Genomic DNA, 21,025 nt, shown 5'->3' on the forward strand with positions numbered 1-21,025 from the left:
AGACCCCCATGCTCAGAACCGCCGCCCTGCTCGCCCTTCTTGCCCTGCCCTTCGCCGCGGCCGCCGGCCCCTTGATGAATCTTTCCGCCCAAGCATCGAGCCAGGTGCCGAACGATGAGATGCAGGCCGTCCTGGGCATCACGCGCTCCGGCGACCAGCCCGGGCCGCTCAACGAAGCGGTGCTGTCGGCACTGAACGACGCGGTGAAGATCGCCAAGGCGGTGCCGGGGGTACGGGTGCAGATGGGCGCGCTGAACACCCAGCCGGAGTGGCGCGACGGCCGCCAGACGGGTTGGCAGGTGAGCGGCGAAATCATTCTCGATTCCCGCGACATTCCGGCGCTCGCCAAGCTGAGCGGCAACCTCGGCCAGCGCCTGCAGCTGCGCGGCATCGGCTTTCACCTTTCCCGGGAGCGCCGGCGCGAGGAGGAAAACCGCCTGCTGCAGGAAGCCGCCGCCGCCTTCCGCTCCCGGGCGCAGGAAGCCGCCAAGGCTTTCGGCTTCAGCCGCTACGACATCGAGGAGCTGTCCCTCGACCAGCCCATCGCCTTTCCGGGACCGCGCCCGGTGGCGACGCGTGCGATGGCCAAGTCGATGGAAGCGGCGCCCATACCCTCCGAAGCGGGACAGGCGGAAGTGACGGTGAACGTGAACGGACGCATTCGCATGGAATGATCCCGGGTGTAGCATGGATCAATCAGCATGACCGCCCGAAAACCACTTGGTATTCTTTTCGTCCAAGGTTTATGCAAACTCAATCCGTCTTTCATCTCCCGATTGAGGGCAAGAAAGGCTGGGTTAAGCTGTACCACCAAGGGTTCCTTTCTTAACCTACGGAAATCCACGCTGGAGGACACCATGCAGGCGGACGGGAACTGCAATTTAGGAGGTCGCCGCCGGCGCCCCGCTGCCCGCCCGGCCGCGTAACAAGCCGGCGGCGCGGCTCTAGCCACTCTGTTCTCGCCCATGTCCTGGTTCGCGTCCAATAGACAGCAAGCCCTTCATGAACTCAGCGTCCTGAAAGGCAACGTTCGGTTTCTGTTGTTGTGGCCGTTGCTGGCACTGCTCATCGGCGTGCTGGGATGGACCTTGCTGTTCGCCAATCTGGAGAAGGAAAAACGCGCTGCCGAGGCCACCGCGATGCAGGAAGCCGAAGTGCTGTCCCGCGCCTATGCCACCCATCTGCACAGCACGCTGCAGGCCATCGATCAGATCGCGCTCTATGTAAGGCACGGCTGGCAAACCGCGAATGGCCGCTATCGACTGGAAGACATGCATGCCCATGCCGCGCCGCCGATGATTTCCGGCTTCTACGTGGCGCTGATCGACGCCGACGGCGAATTGATCACCAGTACCGTGCCCGACATACGCCGCGTCAACGTGGCGGGAAAACCTTATTTCGCGGCGCAGGCGCGAAGCGCTGACGAACTGTATATCGGCTATGCCCGCACGGGGGATTTCACCGGCCAGCTGGTGGTGCCCTTTTCCCGTCGGCTGTCCCATCCGGATGGCAGCTTTGCCGGCATCGTGCTGGTATCGGTGGTGCCGGAGCATTTCATCTCCGGCTTCGACGAGGCCACCATCGGCGAGCATGGGTTCCTGGGCATCCTGGGCATGGACCGGCGCGCCCGCCTGAGCCGTCTGGGGATCCAGGTGTACCGCCCGGAGGCGCCGGCCTTGCTGAAGCAGCCGGCGGTGACGGGCGAAGCCGGCCGGATGGCGCTGGTTACGCCAGACTGGTTTGCCGACCGCCGTCCGCGCTACATCGGCTGGAAAACCACCGCCGACTACGGAATGATCAGTCTGGCCGGCATCGATCAGGAAGCGGCGCTGGCGCCCTACCGGGAACAGCGTCGGACCGCGATCGAATATGGCGTCCTGGCTTCCTTCGGCCTGGTCGTACTTACCCTGCTGGTGATGTTCTTCTCCTGGCGCCTGGCGTGGCGCAAGCACCAGTTCGAGACCATGCAAGCCACCTACCGCACCGCCACCGAAAGCAGCGACGAGGGCTTCTTCATCGCCAGTCCGATCTACGACGGCAGCGGCCGCGCGACCGACTTCCGCGTCACCGACTGCAACCAGCGCGGCGCCGAACTGGTGGGCTACCGCCGCCACGAACTCGTCGGCCGCACCATCTCCGCCATCTATCACGGGCAGACCGCGGAGCTGACCATGAAGATGCTGCGGCGCGCCCTGCGCGACGGAAGCTATGAAGGCGAAACGGAACTGGCCAGCATCGGCCTGCCCGGCCCGGGCTGGATCCACATCCGCATCTCGCGGCCGGACCACGACCTGGCCGTCATGCTGCGCGATATCAGCGAGGCCAAGGCCCACGTCAGCGAACTGGAGCGGCGCGGCAACCATGACGCCCTCACCAGTCTGCCGAACCGCCACTGGGTTCAACAGCACCTGCCGGAGATCCTGAGCAGCGCGGCCGTCCAGCGCATGCAGGTCGCGCTGTTGTTCATCGACCTCGACGGCTTCAAGATCATCAATGACACCATGGGCCATGAGGCCGGGGATGAAGTGCTGCGCCACGTCGGCCGGCGGCTGAAGCTGGCGATAAGGCCGCATGACCACGTGGTGCGTATCGGCGGCGACGAGTTTCTGGTGATACTGGAAAGCCTGCACGCCGCGGAGGATTCGGTTCACGTCGCGCGCCGGATATTGGAAGCGTTCGGGCCGGCCTTCCGCATCACCGCCGGCACCCATCAGGTCGGCACCTCGATCGGCATCAGCCTGTTTCCGCAGGACGGCCAGGATGCCAACACCCTGCTCAAGAATGCCGATATCGCGATGTACTCGGTCAAGACCGACGGCAAGCACAGCTACTGCTTCTTTCATCAAAGCTTCCACGACGCGCTGCAGGAACGGCATCGCAAGGAAGCCGAGCTGCGCCAGGCGCTGGAGCACGATCAGCTGGTGATGTACTACCAGCCGCGGGTCGACGTCGCCACCGGCGCCACCTCCAGCATGGAGGCGCTGGTGCGCTGGGCCCATCCGACGCGGGGCATCGTCGAGCCGAACGACTTCATTCCGCTGGCGGAGGAGACCGGGCTCATCGTGCGCCTCGGGGAGCTGGTGATCGACAAGGTGTGCGCCCAGCTGGCGTTCTGGTCGCGCCAGGGCGATCCGCTGGTGCCGGTGTCGGTCAATGTCTCTCCGCGCCAGTTCACTCAAACCGACATCGCCAGGATGCTGGGCGATTGCCTGCAACGGCACCAGGTGGATCCGGCGCTGCTCGAAGTGGAGCTGACCGAATCGAGCATGAGCGGCGACGGCGACGAGGTGGCGCGCACCTTGAGCGCCATCCAGCGCATGGGCGTGAAGCTGCTGGTGGACGATTTCGGCACCGGCTACTCTTCGCTCTCGCAGCTGCAGCGGCTCGATTTCGATGTGCTCAAGGTGGACCGCGCCTTTACCGCCCAACTGGAAAAGACGCGCGAAGGCACGGTGCTGTTCTCGGCCATCATCACCATGGCGCACGGCCTCGGCATGCGGGTGGTGGCCGAAGGCGTGGAAACCCTGGAGCAGATGCGGGCGCTGAAGGCGCTGCGCTGCGACGAGATCCAGGGCTTCCTGGTGTCCCGCCCGCTGCCGGCGGCCGACCTGCCGTCGCGATTGCGGCAGGGCCTGGTGCCCTCCATGCTGTGAGCAGCCAACACGAAATTCCAGGCATCATTGATGCAAATCAAAATTTCCGGGTGCGCCTCTCGGCGATGGCCGTTACATTGCAGTCAATGGCCGGTACCGGCAGGGCGGCGGCCTATCGCATAGAATGCTGCAGCGCCGCCGCGACATGCCTGGCACCGGACTAGCAAACCCGGCATCGTCCGGCACAACCCACATCATCGATGAACCTGCTTAACCTAGAAGGCAAAAGCCTTGAATGGCTTATCAATTCGGCAACCGACGCCATGCTGATCGCCGGCCGCGACGGCAAGATCGTGCTCGCCAATCCGCGGCTGCTGCAGCTGTTCGGATACACCGAGGATGAACTGCTCGGCCAGGCCATCGAGGTTCTGCTGCCGGAACGCCTGCGCGGCGGCCATGTGGCGCAGCGCAGCGGATTCGGCTCCCAGCCCAAGGCGCGGCCGATGGGTCTCGGCCTGGAGCTGTTCGCGCGCCACCGCGACGGCCGCGAATTCCCGGTCGAGATCAGCCTGTCGCCGCTGCCGAGCGAATCCGGGGCACCGGCCGTCATGGCGACCATCTACGACATCACCCGCCGCAAGCAGGCGGAACTGGGGCTGCTGGAGAGCGAGGCGCGCATGCGCGCGATCGTCGATACCGCGGTCGATGCCATCATCACCATCGACGAGCGCGGCATCATGGAACGCTGCAATCCGGCGGCGGTGCGGCTGTTCGGCTACGACGAGTCCGAAATGGTCGGCCGCAACGTCTCCATGCTGATGCCTTCCCCCGACCGCGAGAGCCACGATGGCTATCTGCAGCGCTACCAGTCCACCGGCGAACGCCGCATCATCGGCATCGGCCGCGAGGTGTTCGGCCAGCGCAAGGATGGCTCCGTCTTTCCGATGGACCTCGCGGTGGCGGAGATGCGGATCGGCGGGCGGCGCATGTACACCGGCATGGTGCGCGACATCAGCGAACGCAAGCAGGCGGAGGAACGGCATGCGCGCCTGCTGCGCGACCTGCGCAGCGCCAACGAAGAGCTGAGCAGCTTCGCCTACGTCGTTTCGCACGACCTGAAGGCGCCGCTGCGGGCCATCGGTTCCCTGGCCGACTGGCTCTCCCAGGACTACAGCGACAAGTTCGACGACGAGGGCCGCGAGCACATGCGGCTGCTGATCAGTCGGGTGCATCGCATGGGCGCCCTGATCGACGGCATCCTGCAGTACTCGCGCGTCGGCCGCATCAAGGAAGCGCCGGTGCCGGTGGACCTGAACCAGCTGCTGCGCGAGACCGTGGATCTGCTGGCGCCGCCGCAAGGCATCGAGATCCGCGTCGCGCCCGACCTGCCGCAGGTGCTGTCGGAGCCGACCCGCATGCAGCAGGTGTTTCAGAATCTGCTCTCGAACGCCATCAAGTACATGGACAAGCCGCGGGGTCTGATCGATGTCGGCTGGGCCGACGAAGGCGATTGCTGGCGCTTCTCGGTGCGCGATAATGGCCCCGGTATCGAGGCGCGCCATTTCGAGCGCATCTTCCAGCTGTTCCAGACCCTGGCGCCGCGCGACCGCATCGAAAGCACCGGCGTCGGACTGGCGCTGGTGAAGAAGATCGTCGAAATGTACGGCGGCAAGGTTCGCGTCGAATCGGTCATGGGCGAAGGCACCACCTTCAGCTTCACGCTGCCCAAGCACCCCGGCGCCGACTGACATTGATCCGATCGGAAAGGACGAATGAAGACAAGCAACAAGCCCATCCTGCTGGTGGAGGACGACCAGGTCGACGTGATGACCATTCGCCGCGCCTTGAAGGAAATCCACGTCATGAACCCGGTGGTAAACCTGGAAAACGGCGAGCAGGCGCTGGAGTACCTGCGCAATCCCTCTGCGGAAAAGCCTTGCATCATCCTGCTCGACCTGAACATGCCGATCATGAACGGCATCGAATTTCTGGACGTGGTCAAGCATGATCCGGCGCTGCGCCGCTTCCCGGTGGTGGTGCTCACCACCTCCCAGGAAGAACAGGACAAGCTCAACAGCTTCAACCTCGGCGTCGCCGGGTACATGGCCAAGCCGGTGGATTATCGCCGGTTCGTGGAGATGATGCGCTCCATCGACCTGTACTGGACCATCAGCGAGCTGCCCTGAGCCTGATACCGACCATGCCTACCGAAGCCGGACAGCGTCCGCACATCCGCGTACTCGTCGTCGATGACGATGTGGTGGACCGCATTGCCTGCCGCCGCGCCTTCGCCGCCAGCCCCGACATCGACTTCAGCATGATCGAAGCCGAAACCGGCCGCGAAGGGCTGCAGCTGGCCCGAGAGGAACGGCCGGACTGCATCCTGCTCGATTACCAGCTGCCCGATCTCGACGGCCTGGAGTTCCTGACCGAGATCACCGATGACAGCGGCAAGCCGGCCTATCCGGTCATCCTCCTCACCGGCGCCGACAGCGCGGCGGTGGCGGTGACGGCGATGAAGCGCGGTGCCTGGGACTACATCGGCAAGGACACCGAGCGCCGCTACCTCGAACTGCTGCCGGGGGCGATCCAGCGCATGCTGCGCGAGCGCCGGCTCGACGAAGGCAAGCGCCAGGCCGAGATCGCGCTGCGCCAGTCGCAGACCCAGCTGCGCCAGCTTGCCGCCCACCTGGAGAGCGTCAAGGAAGAGGAGCGCAAGCGCATCGCCCGCGAGATTCATGACGAACTGGGCGGTCTGCTGACCGGCATCAAGGCCCATGTCTCGGTCTATCTGCGCCGTGCCGCGCGCGCCGGCACGCCGCCCGACCCGCTGCTGACCGATGCCGCCGGCCTGGCCGATACCGCGCTGGAAGCGGTGCGCCGGGTGATCACCGACCTGCGCCCGAGCGTGCTGGACCAGCTCGGCGTGTGGGCGGCGCTTGAATGGTACGCCGGGCAGATCGAAAAGCGCTCCGGCATGCAGTGCACCTGCCGCATCGATGCCAGCGCCGCTGCCATGGAGCTGGACGCGCAGCGCAGCACCATGCTGTTCCGGGTGGTGCAGGAAGCGCTGACCAATGTCGTGCGCCATGCTGACGCCGGCCGCGTCACGATCGAAGCGATGTGCAGCGACGACGTGCTCACGGTGGAGATCACCGACGACGGCCGCGGCATCGCCGACAGCGGCGCCGACAAACGCGAATCGTTCGGCATCATCGGCATGCACGAACGCACCCGCCATTTCGGCGGCAAACTCAGCATCACCGGCACGCCCGGCGCAGGCACCCGGGTGCTGTTGCGGCTGCCCCTGGAGACTCCTCATGACGAATAAAAAGATCAGCGTCCTCCTGGTGGACGACCATGCCGTGGTGCGAAAGGGCGTGGAACTGATGCTGGCCGATGCCGACGACATCAGCATCGACGGCGAAGCCGAGAATGCGCAGCAGGCTCTGGAACTGGTCAGGGAGAGGAACTTCGACGTGGCCCTGGTCGACATCGCCATGCCGGACAAGAACGGGCTCGACCTGCTCAAGCAGCTGCGCACCGAAAAGCCGAAGCTGGCGGTGCTGATCCTGAGCACCTATTCGGAAGAAATCTATGCGGTGCGGGCGGTCAAGCTCGGCGCCGCCGGCTATCTCACCAAGGACACGCCGGAAGCCACGCTGATCGGCGCGGTGCGCAAGGCCGCCGCCGGCGGCAAATATTTCAGCCCGGCCCTGGTGGAAAAGCTGGCCGGCATGTTCGGCAATGCGAGCGCCGCCTCGCATGACACCCTCTCCAACCGGGAGCTGGAAGTGATGAAGCTGATCGCTGCCGGAGAAAGCCTGGTGAAGATCGCCGAGACCCTGCATCTCAGCCCGCATACCGTGACCACCTATCGCGCCCGCATCCTGGAAAAGATGGGCATGAAGAGCAACGCCGAACTGACCCGTTATGCCATTGAAAACGGTTTGCTGATGTAGCAAGGCAGGCGGAAGGATTTCATCGCGGCAAACGATCGGAAGTTTGTGGGGGAAGCCCTACAAGCCGATGTCCGGGTTTTTGCTACAGGAATCAGTCCGTCTTTGCCGATACCGGTCCCGTCTCGAATTGATGATACTGCTCGCATACGCTGCAGTCCTGCTCGCTTGCAGGCGAAGCAGCCAACAATTTCAGTTATCAACGGTGACCATCATGATCTCCATCGCACACATCGACAAAACATCCGCTCCCCGTGTGCAGGATGCGCGCTCGCTGCACTCGCGCGACCATTGCTCGACTTGCAGCCTGCACAGCCTGTGCCTGCCAACGGGCCTGTGCGAGTCGGAGATGAACCGTCTGGACAAGATCATCGGCCGCCGCCGCAAGGTGCTGAAGGATGAGGCGCTGTACCGCATGGACGATCCGTTCACCACGCTGTACGCGGTGCGCCTGGGCCACTTCAAGACCCATCAGGTCACGCCGGCCGGCGACGAGCAGATCACCGGCTTCCACATGGCCGGCGAACTGCTCGGCATGGATGCCATCAGCACCGACCGCCACCACTGCTATGCGGTGGCGCTCGAAGACAGCGAAGTCTGCGAAATTCCGTTCGCCCAGCTGGAGCAGCTGTTTGCCGAAATGCCGACCCTGCTGCGCCATTTCCACCGCCTGATGAGCCAGGAAATCACCCGCGACCAGAACACCATGCTCCTGCTCGGCAACATGCGCGCCGAACAGCGCTTTGCCGCCTTCCTGGTCAATCTGTCTTCGCGCTACAAGGTGCGCGGCTATTCGCCGACCAGCTTCCAGCTGCGCATGTCCCGTGAAGACATCGGCAACTACCTCGGCCTGACCATCGAAAGCATCAGCCGCCTGCTTGCCCGCTTCAAGAAACAGGCCCTGCTCAAAGTGAGCAACCGCGAAATCGAATTGCTGGACCTGCCGATGCTGAAGCAGCTTGCCATGCAGGGCAATACGGCGCACTGAAGCCTTCGCATCTGCATTCATTGCACTTACTGCTCCGGCGGCCGCCTGCCCTGCGACCGCCTTCCAGGCCGCTTGCGGCCCGTTCCCGTTTACCGGATCAGCAGCACCGGCACCTTGCTCGACGCCAGCACCCGCGTGGCGGTGGACCCCAGCACCAGATTTCTGAGAACGCCGTGACCGTGGGAACCCATCACCAGCAGATCGATGCCATTCTGTTCGGCATAGGCCTGGATCTGCTCGCCGATATCGCCGACCCGGTAGCCCGACTTGAAGCCGATGCCGCGTTCGCGCAGCACCTGCTCCGCCCCGGACAGCGCCGCAGCGGACTCGTCGCGGTAATAGGCTTCCACTGCATCCGTGCCCAGCACTGCCCGCACGCGGCCCGGCGGGATCGGCGCATGCACATGCAGCAAATGCAGTTCCGGCTGGCCCTGGTACCAATCAAGGTGCTTGAGCACATAATCCACGGCCTTGCGGGTGTATTCGGAGCCATCCACCGCCATCAGAATCTTCATTCTTCCTCCCGTTCATGATCTCGTATCGGCCCGTCCCGTCGGGCACTACGCAATGACGCCATCCTAGTGACGGCAGGCCGCCGCACGCATGATCCACATCAAAATTTTCAGTCTTCCCTTTTCGGATTGGCTCAGCGGCTTGATCCTCGCCGAGGCGGTGCACCTTGTTTGCATTTTTGACTTGGATCAAGCGCGCCGGGGGTCCCGAATCTATGCTGCGAGCAATGCAATCCCGATCCACCTCACTGACTGGAGGCGTCATGTTCAAGACCATACTTGTGCCGACCGATGGCTCGGCCCTATCCGACAAAGCGATTGCCAACGCTGTGGAACTGGCGCGCTCGCTGGGCGCAAGTCTGGTGGGCATGTCGGTGGCGGAGCCTTATCCCTACCCGCATTCGCCGCGGCCGGATGGCTCCAGCCTGATCGTCAGCGATGCCCGGTCCTTCGAAGAGAAAACCGCCGCGCTGGCGCAGAAGAACGTGGAACGAATCGCCGAAGCGGCCAGGGAAGCCAAGGTGCCGTGCGAAACCGTCGTGAAGGTCTCCGCCAGCCCGTATGAGGAAATCGTGGATGTGGCCCGGAACGCGAAATGCGACGCCATCGTGATGGCCTCGCACGGCCGCACCGGCATGAGCCGGCTGCTGCTCGGCAGCGAGACCCAGAAAGTGCTGGCTTACTCCACGCTGCCGGTGCTGGTGGTGCGCTGAGGTGGCGCGCTGAGCCGCGATGCCAGGGACGGCCTTTCCGGCCATCACTGCGCCGTGCCTACAGGCCGGCGCTCAGATGCTTCACCGGCGCATGCTGGTGGCTCTGAATTTTTTCCTTGTGCTTCAGCACCTGGCGGTCCAGCTTGTCGACCAGGCCATCGATGGCCGCATACAAATCTTCCGCGTAATGGTCCAGGTGAAAGACATTGCCCTTGACCCGCAAATTCACTTCCGCGCGCTGCCGCTTGTCCTTTTCCGACGGCTTTTCGACGCCGAGGATGACCGCGATGTCGATGATCTGGTCGAAATGCCGGATGACACGCTCCAGCTTCGTTTCTACATATTCACGGATCGCCGGGCTGATGTCGACATGCTGTCCGGTAAGTAGCAGGTTCATGCTTGTCTCTCCTGTGGTGGGGTAGAAATGTGACCAATGACGCCAGCCATGGTTCGTACCGCACGCACGAGCGCGAAAGGACGGGAATGAAACGGCCGGCGGCAAGGGAAGGCCTGCCCGCCGCGAAGCAGGCGGTCAGGCCTGGAGGGAAACGGCTCAGCGCCGGTCTGCGCCGCGTCCTTCGCTGGAACGAGGCGGCGGTGCCGCATCGAGATCGAAGTCCGGGTCGTCCTCCGGATTGATATAGTCGATGCGATCGATGCCAATGTCGCTGTCCAGGCTGACATCGCCGTTGCGTCCGGCCGTCGACTGCTCGCCGGTGCCGGTCATGTCGTCGCTGTCGTGGCTGACCTCGAGCGTATGGCTGTCGGGGTCTTCGTTGGTACCGCGGTCCAGGCCGAGCACCTCCTCTTCCACCGCCCGCAGGCCGCCCTGAACATCGCTGCCCGAGTCGGAGATGTCGCTGGGTCCCAAGGCATCGGTGCCGTGGCCGATACCCAAACTGCGGTCGGATTCAGGCATGTTGTCGGGATCGAGAGTGCTTGATGCCATGATTGCTCCTGTTTCGTTGATGAAATCACGGGCGAATGCATCGCCGGAGCAAACGATTTTTGCAATATCCATGCCACTCGCTTGCGAGTTAAGCGGATGAAATTTTCATCTGCCTGCGACCGGCAGATCAGCCTCTGCGAACGGGCGCCACGGTGCTTTCGCCCTGCCTGGAGCCGCCGTCGGTACGGGAGGAAATGCAGCAAGGCATCGAGCGAACCATGCGCTGCGTTCCGGACGTGCAGGGTTTGCCTGCGCAGCGCAAAGTTTGCAAGCGGAGAGTCGCAACCGGCAGAACCTGGAATGGTCGGTGGCCTGTGCCGCGCTGCCGCCCGTGCATGAAAAACGCGTGATCGAATCGGGCTCAGAACACTTTCTGCAGTTGGAGCCAGATCTGCGGCACCCGCTTGCTGCCGTCGCTGTCCTTTCCGGTGGTGGGATTGCGCAGCGGATTCTCGCCGATGCGCCATGCCATCATGGCTTTTGCCGCCCAGCCATCCCGGCTCCAGGAGAGCGAGGCGCCCATGCCGGACAGCCCGACCTTGGCCGGTCCGGCGGCGCCAGCCCATTGCGTCTTGTGCTGCTGTACCAAGCCGCGATCGGCAAAGACGCCTGCCTGAACGGCCGGCGTGATGGCACGGCGAATTTCTGCATTCAGCAGCCAGCCGTGGTCGCCCGCGCCTTCGTTGACGGGATAGGCGCGTACGCCGCTCGGCCCGCCGAGGTAAAGCTTCTCGGAAGAATCGAGGTTCTTCGATGCATTCTGCCCATTGGCTGACAAGGACAGGGTCCAGGCGCTGCCGACACTTTGATAGCGCAGCAAGTTCCAGCCGAGTTTCGAATAGTTGCCCGCCGCCTTCGGTCCCTGGGCATCGGCCGCCGCATCGCCGCCATTGTCGAGCGCCAGGCGGCCCGTGGCCAGGCCGATGCCGTAGCCGGTGTAGCCGCCGCCCATCCAGCCATCGAAGGTGCCGCCGGACAGCGATGCGGTGAACACCTCCATCTGCTTGTCGCTGATGGTCGCGCCATTGGCGCGGTTCAGGTAGCCGCGACTTTCCAGCATGCCGGAGAAGTGAAGCTTGCTCATGCGGGTGATGACGAGCGGATAGCTGAGGCTGGCGCCGTAGACGGTGGCCCGGCCGGCGGCATTGGTGGCCGCCAGTTCGGCGCCGAGGCGGTAGTCGTACCAGGCGGCATGGACGGCGAGCTTCCAGCCTTCGACGCCGATCGGCCGCACATAACCGCCCCGGATGTAATTGGAGCCCTGCGTGGCCAGCAAGCGCAGGTTGGCCTGATCGCCGCCGCCGAAGGGATTGTTCAGGTTCAGCAGGCCGCTGGCCTGCAGCGTGCCGGTGCTGCGAGACCCGGTGTTGGCCAGGTCGATGCTGCCGTCGACACGCGGCGTCTGACGCAGATCGAGCAGCAAGTCGATGTCGCCCGCCTCCTTGCCGGCGTCGAGCGCGGCATTGGCGCGCACGCCCGCCAAGTCGTTGAGCAGGGTCATGCCGCGTTCGAGCTGATCCAATTGCATCGGCTGGCCAGCCTGCTGCACCGCTTCCACGTAACGCCGCACGCGCTCCGCCGGCATGCCGGGTAGGCCGTCCGCCGGCCTCAGCCGCAGCGCGGCAAAACGGCCTTCGATGACCATGACCTGGATTTCGCCGTTCATCACATCCTGCGGCGGCAGGTAGGCACGGGCGCCGTAGCCTGCGTCGGCATACGCCAGACTCAGCTCGGAGATGGCGGATTCGAGCTGCGGCAAGGTCAGCGCGCGGCCGATGTAGCGCGCCAGCCGCTGCTGCAGCTTGTCTTCCGGGAGCAAGGTGTTGCCGCTGATGCGAAAGGCACGCACTTCGACGGTATCGCCGACGGACTGGGCCTCCAGCGTCGTCGAAGGTTTGGCGTCGAGCCGCGGTGGCGCGGGCGGAGGCGCTTGCTCTATGCCCCTGAGCAGGCTGCCGGCATCCGGCACCTGCGCCTGGGCGGCGGCGCCGAACGCGGCAAGCAGCACCGCCAGCAGCGGCCTGTGCCGTATCCGTGCCGCAGCCGGCAAAGAGGACTGGATTGCAGCGGCGCGCGGAGGAGCGGCTCGTCGGGCGTTGGCAGGTGTCATGGCGAATGGGATATGGCAAAGTCGAACCCCGAGCATAAGTAAGGGCTTGCCAAGCAACCATATGAACTATGTCATCCCGGTTTCGTGGGACGCGCCGCCGCGGCGGCACGGTTCGATGGCGAAAGAGCGCAGCCCAGCCGCGTGCTACACTCGACAAACCGCCCGCATGCCGGCCCGCTGGCGCAATACAGACATCAAGAAAAACATCAAACACGTTGATGGAGGAGATATGGCAAGGAAAGCCCGCATCGCCGCGCTCGCGGCTTCGTTCACCCTGACGCTTTGCGCCGACGCCTGGTCGGCGGACATCGCCCAGCCCCTGCCGGCGCGCAAGCCGACACTGATTCGCAATGCCTATGTGATGACCATGGACCCGGCGCTCGGCGACGTCCCTGCCGGCGACGTGCTGGTCGGCGACGGACGCATCATGGCCGTCGGCAAGAACCTTCAGGCGCCGCCGAATGCCGACATCGTCGACGGCAGCCATGCCGTCGTCATGCCCGGCCTGGTGGAAACCCACTGGCACATGTGGAACACGCTGGTACGCGGCATGGAAGGCGACCGCACCGGCCACGGCTATTTCGACGTGGTGCACAAGAAGGCCGGGCCGCAGTTCACGCCGGACGACGAGTATCTTGGCGTGATGATCTCCGGCGCCGAAGCCATCAACTCCGGCACCACTTTCGTCCATGACTGGAGCCACAACCTGCGCAGCAGCGACCATGCGCGCGCCGGCCTGAAGGCCTTGAAGGATCTCGGCATCCGCGGCCGCTTCTCCTATGGCTACTTCACCACCATCGAGCCGGACAAGGTTAGCAATCTGGACGACATCGCGGCCGTGAAGCAGCGCTGGAACGAGTTCTCGCCGGAGGGGCTGCTCGACCTCGGCATGGCGGTGCGCGGCCCGCTGCCTGGCGTGCCAAAGGAAGTGGTGGACCAGGAATTCGGCGCCGCCCAGAAGCTCGGCCTGCCGATTACCGTGCACGTGAACCAGATTGCGCGCAACAAGGACATGGTGCAGAAGCTGTGCGATGCCAAGCTGCTGCGCAAGGAGGTGCTGCTGATCCATGCGATGCTGCTGAGCGACGCCGAGTACGATTGCATCGTCGGCAGCGGCGCGGCGGTATCGCTGAGCCCGGTGTCGGAGATGCGTGTGGGATACGGCTTCCCCCGCACCAATGAACTGCTCAAGCGCCGCATTCCGGTCGGCCTGTCGGTGGATACCGCTTCCATCACCGGCAATGGCAGCATGTTCGACGTGATGCGGGCGACGCAGAATGCCGCTTCGGGTCTGCTGCAGGACGAGTTCGCACTGCCGGCGCGGCGACTGCTGGAACTGGCCACGATAGGCGGCGCCAAGGCCATCGGCATGGATGATCGCATCGGCTCGCTGACGCCGGGCAAGCGCGCCGACCTGATCCTGGTCGATCTGCGCGGCTATCACATGATGCCCCTGACCGACGTCGCCAACCTGCTGGTGCAATCGACCCAGCCGGCCGACGTGAAACTGGTGATGGTGGATGGCCGCATGCTGAAGTCGAACGGCGAAGTGGGCGGCGTGAACCGCCAGGCGCTGGCCGAAGCCGCCGCCCGTCGCAACGAGGAAATCATGCGCCAGGAAATGGCGGACCGGGTCCAGAAGAAGCAGCCCTGAGGGACTGCGGGTGCGCGATGGCATGCAGGCAAGCGCTATCGCATGCTCAATTCCCGAACACATCGGCCAGCGGCCAGAACGCTTGCCGAACCCTTCCTCGTGAAATGAAGACGGCAGGCCAAGGCCTGCCGTTCCGTAAGCGCGGGCGGCACGCCGGCCGCCCGATCGGATCAGAATTCCTCCCAGTCGTCATTGTCGCCGACGGCTGCCAGTGCGGCCGTCGGTATGGCGACCGGCCGTGCCACGAAAGCGGTGCCGGCCTTGCTCGTCGGCGACGCAGCCTTGGTGCGCAATGCCGGCTTGTGCACCGGTTTGGCACGGCCGGGGACCTGCTGCGACAGGGCGGCGCCAGCCGGATGACCGGCCGCGGCCTGGTCGAGTGCATGCGCTTGAACATGCTGACCATATGCGCCAGTTCCGCGGCCTGCTCCTGCAGCGCCTGAGACGCGGCGGCAGCCTCCTCCACCAGCGACGCATTCTGCTGGGTGACATCGTCCATCTGGCCGACCGAAGCCAAGGCCTGGGCGGGTTCCGATTTTCAGGTTTTTCATGTTGTTTTCGAGCGAACTTTCCAGCAGACGAACGGACGGGCGCTCTCCATCGGGAAGAGGCGTCCGTGATCGGAACATCGTGGTAAAAGATAAAGACCGGCCTGCTGCCCCACCAGTCCAGATAAATGGAAATCCCTGTAGGCGTAAGGGACATCGGCCGTCGTGAAACTCCCACAGGTGGCCGAACGTTCCGCTCGCCTAAATGCCTGCCCTAGAGGCTCGCCGGCCATGCTCGGCGACTTCTGCCATCGCCGCCTATTTACCCACGGCACGAGACGCTTTATCATCCTGCGGAGCAGCATGCCGGAAATCATGGCGTCCATGAGACAGACCTCGCCCTTATAACCAGATTATTACTAAACCAAAGTTGGTAATGGGCTTTACAGACACGCACGGGCGCTTGCGCCAATTCATCCAGGATATCGCTGTCATTCGCAGCAACCCGCGCGCCACGCTCGGCTGGCCGCTTTTCTGCATGCTGGTGTGCCTGGTCATCTGGAGCATTGTCGCGTCCACCCTCTCGGCAGAGAAACGCAATCTGCGTGACGCCGCCTTCCGGGAAGCCGCCTCGCTGGCCGGCTCATACGCGGAACAATTGACGCGCGGCGTGGGCCAGCTCGACCAGATCGCCCGCACCACCGCCTTTTATTGGCGCAAGTCCCGGGACACCTTCCGCCTGGAAGAACAGGCCAATCAGGGGCTGTATCCGGAAGAACATGCACTGATCGTCGGCATCACCGATGCGAACGGCATGCTGGCCACCTCGCTGAGGGTGAACGCCGGCGAACTGGATTTTTCCGACCGGCCTTACTTAAGCCGGCACAAAAGCGGCAAGACCCACGGCCTGGAAATCACCCCGATTGAAAACAGCCGCCTCCATGAAGGCAAGACGGTCAACTTTTCCCGCGCCCTGCTGGGCGCCGACGGCAAGTTCGCCGGCGTCGTGTTCGTCAGCGTGAAGCCCGACTTCCTGACTTCCCTGTATGGCCGCGCGCTGGCCAGCCGCGACGACGTGCTGGCGGTATTGACGCGCGACGGCACGATGCTCGCCGCGGAAATGGGTGACAACATCCGGCGCCACAGGAGCATCGCCCGCAATCCGATGCGCTTCGACGGCAACAGCGGCATGTACATTCTTCCTGCCGACCAGAACATTGACGGCCTGTCGCGCATCGTTGCCTGGAAAGCCATCGACAACTATCCGCTCGTGGCGCTGGCGGCGCTAGCGGAAAAGGCCGTCTATGCGCCTTACGAGGAGATGCGGCGCGCTTACCTCGGCATGGCTGCAGCCGGCACGGTCATGCTGGCGTTGATGGCGTTGATGGGCGCTATTTATTCGGCGCGGCTAACCCAGCGACGACGCCATGAAGAAGAGATCAAGAATACCTACCGCCTCGCCACCGACCATGCGCGCGAATCGTTCTTCATGCTGCGCGCCGACTATGCCGCCAGCGGAGAGATCCGCGATTTCATCATCGAGGATTGCAATCAGCAAGGCGCCGACTTCTTCGGCACCAGCAAGCAGCATTTGATCGGCGGGCGACTCACCGGCCTGTACCCGCCACCCAAGTCCGGCATCGTGCTAGGCATCTTCCGCCAGGCGATGGCCCACGGCTTTCACGAAGACGAATTCCGCATGCACTATGATTTCGTCGCCAAGACCAGGACCGTCTGGTACCAGCGGCGAATCATCCGTTCCGGCAGCGGGGTGGCGGTTACGCTGCGCGACATCACCGATGCCAAAACCCATGCGCAGGCCATGGCGGAACTGGCCAACAGCGATGCGCTGACCCGGCTTCCCAACCGCCACTGGCTGGCCCAATTCCTGCCAGAATGCCTGGAGCGTGCCGGAAAAGCCGGCGCCAAGGTCGGCATCCTCTATATCGACCTTGACGACTTCAAGAACGTCAACAATACCAAGGGGCACGCCGCCGGCGACGCGGTGCTGAAGGCGGCGGCGCAGCGTATGAAAACGCTGCTGCGGCCGGGCGATCATGTCGTACGGCTCGGCGGGGACGAATTCACCGTGATCCTGCAGCGTATTGTGGATAACGACCATATCGCCCGCGTCGCCTCCCGTCTCGTGGAAGACCTGTCCCGTCCCTACGATGGCGGCGATGAGAGCGCCAGGCACGTCATCAATGCGTCGATCGGCATCAGCGTCTATCCGGACCACGGGACCGACATGTCCATCCTGCTGCAGCATGCCGATGTCGCCATGTACGCCGCCAAGGCTGAAGGCAAGGGCAATTTCCAGTTCTACGCGGGCGCCATGTCCGACGCCTTGCTGCACAAACTGGGCATCGAACAGGCGCTGCGCCATGCGGTAAAGGCGGATGAATTCCTGTTGCACTACCAGCCGCGTGTCGACACACGCTCCGGCGAGCTGCGCAGCATGGAGGCTCTGGTGCGCTGGCAGCATCCGGAGCGCGGCCTGGTGCCGCCGCTGGAATTCATTTCCGTTGCCGAGGACACAGGCTTGATCGTCGAACTCGGCGCCCTCGTCCTCGAGAAAGCATGCAGCCAGCTGGCAGAATGGCGCCGCATGGGCTTGCCGCTCAAGCCGGTCTCGGTGAACGTCTCGCCGAGGCAGTTCAACTCGGACAATCTGGTGTCCACCCTTACTGGCGCACTCGCGCGCCACGCGATTCCGGCCGACCTGGTGGAGCTCGAGATTACCGAATCCTGCATGATGTCGGATACCGAAAAGGTCAGCGCCAGCTTGGCGAAACTCAAGGCGATCGGGGTGCGGATCTCGGTGGATGATTTCGGCACCGGATATTCATCGCTTTCCCAACTGCAGCAACTCGACGTGGACGTGCTCAAGGTCGACCGCTCCTTCACCCGCAACCTTGCCGACGGCGAGCAGAGCCAGGCATTCTTCATGACGATCGTGTCGATGGCTCATATCCTCGACATGCAGGTCGTGGCGGAGGGGGTTGAGACCGTTGAGCAGCTCGAAATCCTGCAGGATCTTTCCTGCAATGAGGTACAGGGCTATCTGATTTCCAAGCCGGTACCGGCCAATGAAGCGGAACAATTTCTCCGAAAGAAGCTGCTCTTCAAAGCGCCCGGCTTCCTGCGACTGGCGGCGCAAAATAGTTGACGCCTCGCGCCGATTCAGCAGCCCGGCGCAACCGGGCATGCTGCGAAGCCGGGTGTGGCCGGCTTCATCAAAATCAGATCTTCACCTGCTCCATGGTTGAGGGCACGAACAGGTCACCGATCTGCATCTGGCGCGCCGACAGGCCTTGGGAATGGTGATAGCGCAAGAAGGTCTCCAGCGCTTTTTCATTGCCATGAACACCGTATGGCCAGTAGTCCTGTCCCATCAGTGCCACCGTCTCCTCGTATTCCGCCGGCAACCAGGGCATGGTCGTTTTCAGGGCCGCCACTTCGGACAAATCTCGCTGAGCAATCTTCTTTGCCTCGTTGAATGCTTTGAAGACGCTGGAAGCCAGCCATGGATGCTGGGCCACCAGTTCCTTGCGGATGCCAATCACATGCATCATCGGGAAGATGCCGGTCTTCTTGAAATACGCCTTTTCGACGCTGCGAAAATCAGGAAAAAGCCTCGCGATATTCGGATGCCCCTGCGCGTAGCTGCTCGGTGCCCGCGGCGCCACCAATGCATCGATCTTGCCATCCACCAGCCATTGATTGAGCGTTTCCTCGACTGGGATCGCTTCGCATTCGACGTCAGCCGGAAGGTTGATTGCCACCTTCTCATGTCGACCTGGCTCCTCTACCCCGCCGGTGCGCCAACGGATGTCCGACGGCTTCACGCCGTACTCATCCTCCAGGATGCCGCGCACCCATACCGGCGCCGTCAGCTGGTATTCGGGCACGCCGACCTTTCGGCCGATCAGGTCTTTCGGCTCGCGGATGCCGCTGTCCTTGCGCACATAGATGGCGGAGTGGCGGAACATGCGCGACATGAACACCGGGATGGCAACGTAGGGGCAGGCACCACGGGAAGTCAACGCGGTATAGCTCGAGAGCGAAAGTTCGGCGACGTCGAACTCGGAGGAGCGCAAGGCACGGAAAAACGTTTCTTCCACCATCAGCGGCAGATAGGTGGCGTCGCATGCCTCAATGGCGACGCGACGATCGAACAGGGCGCGAGTGCGGTCATAATCCCACACTGCGACAGACAAAGGGACAGTCATTGTCGTTCCTCCTTGGTAGTGGTCCTCTTCGGGACCGTTGATTGATTTGGTTGCGGCACATCTGCTGCTCGCGGTGCCTTACCCTTGCCTCCCCGTTCGGAGTTGCATCCCGGTAGGCCGGCCTTGAAAGAAGGCGTCGCGTCGTCAACGTCGTACACCTTGCCTCCGGTTTTGCCCCAACAAATGGCACAGGTTCAGCGTAATGATTCTACACGCACCGCAGGCTTCCCAATGCAGGCCGTCATGCCCCGGCTGCCCGCAGCGATTTGACAAGCAAAACGTTACAATGGTTGATATGGAGGGTTAGTTCATGAACGTCTTGCGCATGCTCCGCATTTCGCTGTTCGCGCTGATGCTAGCGGGCTTGGCCAGTGCCTGCAGTCCGTTGCCAGTGACCCCGGATTTCTATGGCGCTCCGGCAGCGGCCTACCCAACTCAGCGCACCGTGGTCATTACGCCAGCTACCCGCTATGTCAACGTGGAAGGTGGGGAAACCATCAATTTCGCGATTGGCGATAAATCCTTTGCGTGGCAATTTTTCGCTACGGCTCCACGCCGTTTCGATCTGAACTTCATCGCTCCGCCCGGCCTTCTCGATCATCGTGTTGAAGCGTTTGTTTCTCCCGATCCACGATATATCGGGGACAGTGGCGACAAAAATTAGGTTATTGGAGTCTCTGAGGGCGGCGCTTTTGCTGATGCTGGCACCAGCAGCCTCTTCCTGCCGGCGATTGTGAGTATATGCGCCTGACCGCTCCCGGCCGATCAGGGCCAGCTGTTGCCAAGCTTATTTCGGAACCAGCGCAGCAAACTGCTCGGCGGCATAATCGCCTATCAACAGGTAGACCCACGGCGCAGGATGCAGGCCATCGGGCATCATTTCGGCTATCTGCTTCCCGTGCTCCATCGCATAGTTGGTTAAGTATGTATGCACGTCGATGACCGGTACGCCGATCTCCGCGCCAAGTTCGCGGACCGCACCTGCTCTGTTTGCCACTTCCCGGTCCGACTCATCGCTTCCACCCGATAATCGCTGTGCGGTAGGCTGAGTTGTCTGGAGTACGACCTGCTTCCCCGCACCTTGAGCGGTCAGCACGAGTTGAGCCAATGCTTTCTTAAAAGTAGGTATGTCATATCGCCAGTCATTGATCCCGGCGACAATAATGACGTGGCTGGCTCTCGACGCGAGCATTCTCTGCTTCCAGGCCGGTCTATGCCCCCCGGTGCCGTACAAAAGGTCCATGGCCGAAGTTCCGTTGACACCGTGTCCCTCTACTGGCTGCTTGGTACGCAATGCGAACTGCTGAACGGAATTGGGTCTCGCAATCTTCGAAGGCATTGCGCCGTTCACACCCACCACCGAAGAAGCGCCGTAATACTCCACCATGATCCGGTCGGGATGCGGCGCAGATCGACCAGTGGCCAAAGTCGATGCTTGGATCGCGCTGGTCTTAAGGGCTGAAATTGCAATTGCTAGCCCAATTGCCTTCATAAACGCTTTTTTCATCGCGTCATTATCGAACGTTGCTTCGGTATATGGATATGCTCGTCATCACAATATATCAGCATGTCGGCAGATATTTGATAGACATCCTAAAGATGACTGAGTCCAGAGGCCCAACAATAAACTTCAACAATGGATTGAAAAGTCCCTATTTGGTTTCGCCCCCGTACTACCGGAACGGCGGTATCAGTAATATAGCGCCTGTCGTTCCCTGAACCGCCGTGGTGAGGTAATCCTCCCGAAAAGTAAGCGGGCATGAAGGTAGAATTTTCTCTAATCAAAACGAGGAAGTTTTACATGAAGAAGTCGCGCTTTTCGGAAAG

Annotated in this window: 18 protein-coding genes; 11 read left to right on the top strand and 7 right to left on the bottom strand. The window is 62.9% G+C overall.

Going from position 1 to position 21,025, the window contains the following annotated elements; all coding sequences use genetic code 11:
* The first annotated feature begins 8 nt into the window (after positions 1-8).
* The 7 genes from CHB88_RS13845 (at position 9) to fnr (ending at position 8,540) form a co-directional block, all read left to right on the top strand.
* Positions 9-674, top strand: a complete 666-nt coding sequence (locus CHB88_RS13845; RefSeq protein WP_176442468.1) for an SIMPL domain-containing protein — start codon at positions 9-11, stop codon at positions 672-674.
* A gap of 366 nt (positions 675-1,040) precedes the next feature.
* Positions 1,041-3,653, top strand: coding sequence for a bifunctional diguanylate cyclase/phosphodiesterase (locus CHB88_RS13850; protein WP_176442469.1), 2,613 nt, complete (start codon positions 1,041-1,043; stop codon positions 3,651-3,653).
* A gap of 200 nt (positions 3,654-3,853) precedes the next feature.
* Complete coding sequence (locus tag CHB88_RS13855) at positions 3,854-5,341, top strand: sensor histidine kinase (RefSeq protein ID WP_089399923.1); 1,488 nt, start codon at positions 3,854-3,856, stop codon at positions 5,339-5,341.
* 24 nt (positions 5,342-5,365) lie between these two features.
* Entirely contained in the window at positions 5,366-5,779 is a 414-nt protein-coding gene (locus CHB88_RS13860) for a response regulator (protein ID WP_089399924.1), read from the top strand.
* A gap of 14 nt (positions 5,780-5,793) precedes the next feature.
* The gene (locus tag CHB88_RS13865) at positions 5,794-6,924 is read left to right on the top strand and encodes a hybrid sensor histidine kinase/response regulator (protein ID WP_089399925.1); all 1,131 of its coding nucleotides are present in this window, start codon (positions 5,794-5,796) and stop codon (positions 6,922-6,924) included.
* Positions 6,914-7,555 carry a response regulator gene (locus CHB88_RS13870; protein WP_089399926.1) on the top strand — a complete coding sequence of 214 codons (642 nt, stop codon included), beginning with the start codon at positions 6,914-6,916 and terminating at the stop codon, positions 7,553-7,555. The genes CHB88_RS13865 and CHB88_RS13870 overlap by 11 nt, the downstream gene beginning before the upstream one ends.
* Positions 7,556-7,766: 211 nt before the next feature.
* Positions 7,767-8,540, top strand: a complete 774-nt coding sequence (gene fnr, locus CHB88_RS13875) for a fumarate/nitrate reduction transcriptional regulator Fnr (RefSeq protein ID WP_089399948.1) — start codon at positions 7,767-7,769, stop codon at positions 8,538-8,540.
* Between the two features lie 89 nt (positions 8,541-8,629).
* Here the strand turns inward: fnr and CHB88_RS13880 are convergent, their stop codons facing one another.
* Positions 8,630-9,055, bottom strand: coding sequence for a universal stress protein (locus tag CHB88_RS13880; protein WP_089399927.1), 426 nt, complete (start codon positions 9,053-9,055; stop codon positions 8,630-8,632).
* 260 nt (positions 9,056-9,315) lie between these two features.
* Between CHB88_RS13880 and CHB88_RS13885 the strand changes: the two genes are divergently transcribed.
* A complete protein-coding gene (locus CHB88_RS13885; RefSeq protein WP_089399928.1) occupies positions 9,316-9,765 on the top strand; it encodes a universal stress protein in 450 nt (149 codons plus the stop codon).
* A gap of 58 nt (positions 9,766-9,823) precedes the next feature.
* Here CHB88_RS13885 and hpf read toward each other — a convergent pair whose 3' ends face one another.
* The 3 genes from hpf to CHB88_RS13900 all read right to left on the bottom strand — a co-directional run bounded on the left by hpf (position 9,824) and on the right by CHB88_RS13900 (position 12,824).
* The gene (hpf, locus tag CHB88_RS13890) at positions 9,824-10,162 is read right to left on the bottom strand and encodes a ribosome hibernation-promoting factor, HPF/YfiA family (RefSeq protein WP_089399929.1); all 339 of its coding nucleotides are present in this window, start codon (positions 10,160-10,162) and stop codon (positions 9,824-9,826) included.
* A gap of 156 nt (positions 10,163-10,318) precedes the next feature.
* Positions 10,319-10,786, bottom strand: coding sequence for a hypothetical protein (locus CHB88_RS13895; RefSeq protein ID WP_245844966.1), 468 nt, complete (start codon positions 10,784-10,786; stop codon positions 10,319-10,321).
* A 289-nt stretch (positions 10,787-11,075) separates the two neighbouring features.
* Complete coding sequence (locus tag CHB88_RS13900; RefSeq protein ID WP_176442470.1) at positions 11,076-12,824, bottom strand: ShlB/FhaC/HecB family hemolysin secretion/activation protein; 1,749 nt, start codon at positions 12,822-12,824, stop codon at positions 11,076-11,078.
* Positions 12,825-13,053: 229 nt separating this feature from the next.
* On the opposite strand from CHB88_RS13900, the gene CHB88_RS13905 reads away from it, so the two are divergent.
* Positions 13,054-14,478 (top strand): amidohydrolase family protein, encoded by a 1,425-nt coding sequence (locus CHB88_RS13905; protein WP_176442471.1) that lies wholly within the window; start codon positions 13,054-13,056, stop codon positions 14,476-14,478.
* Between the two features lie 170 nt (positions 14,479-14,648).
* Here CHB88_RS13905 and CHB88_RS25880 read toward each other — a convergent pair whose 3' ends face one another.
* Complete coding sequence (locus CHB88_RS25880) at positions 14,649-14,771, bottom strand: hypothetical protein (RefSeq protein WP_281255020.1); 123 nt, start codon at positions 14,769-14,771, stop codon at positions 14,649-14,651.
* A 658-nt stretch (positions 14,772-15,429) separates the two neighbouring features.
* Between CHB88_RS25880 and CHB88_RS13915 the strand changes: the two genes are divergently transcribed.
* On the top strand, positions 15,430-18,135 hold the full coding sequence (locus tag CHB88_RS13915; protein ID WP_176442472.1) for a bifunctional diguanylate cyclase/phosphodiesterase: 2,706 nt from the start codon (positions 15,430-15,432) through the stop codon (positions 18,133-18,135).
* Positions 18,136-18,208: 73 nt separating this feature from the next.
* On the opposite strand, the gene CHB88_RS13920 is transcribed toward CHB88_RS13915, so the two are convergent.
* On the bottom strand, positions 18,209-19,198 hold the full coding sequence (locus tag CHB88_RS13920) for an ABC transporter substrate-binding protein (RefSeq protein ID WP_089399933.1): 990 nt from the start codon (positions 19,196-19,198) through the stop codon (positions 18,209-18,211).
* A 310-nt stretch (positions 19,199-19,508) separates the two neighbouring features.
* Between CHB88_RS13920 and CHB88_RS13925 the strand changes: the two genes are divergently transcribed.
* On the top strand, positions 19,509-19,862 hold the full coding sequence (locus CHB88_RS13925; protein ID WP_245844967.1) for a CzcE family metal-binding protein: 354 nt from the start codon (positions 19,509-19,511) through the stop codon (positions 19,860-19,862).
* A gap of 123 nt (positions 19,863-19,985) precedes the next feature.
* Here CHB88_RS13925 and CHB88_RS13930 read toward each other — a convergent pair whose 3' ends face one another.
* Positions 19,986-20,705: an SGNH/GDSL hydrolase family protein gene (locus CHB88_RS13930; RefSeq protein WP_089399934.1), complete on the bottom strand. Its 720-nt coding sequence runs from the start codon at positions 20,703-20,705 to the stop codon at positions 19,986-19,988.
* Between the last annotated feature and the right edge of the window lie 320 nt (positions 20,706-21,025).

Source organism: Noviherbaspirillum humi, assembly GCF_900188095.1.
GTDB classification, from domain to species: Bacteria; Pseudomonadota; Gammaproteobacteria; order Burkholderiales; family Burkholderiaceae_D; genus Noviherbaspirillum; species Noviherbaspirillum humi.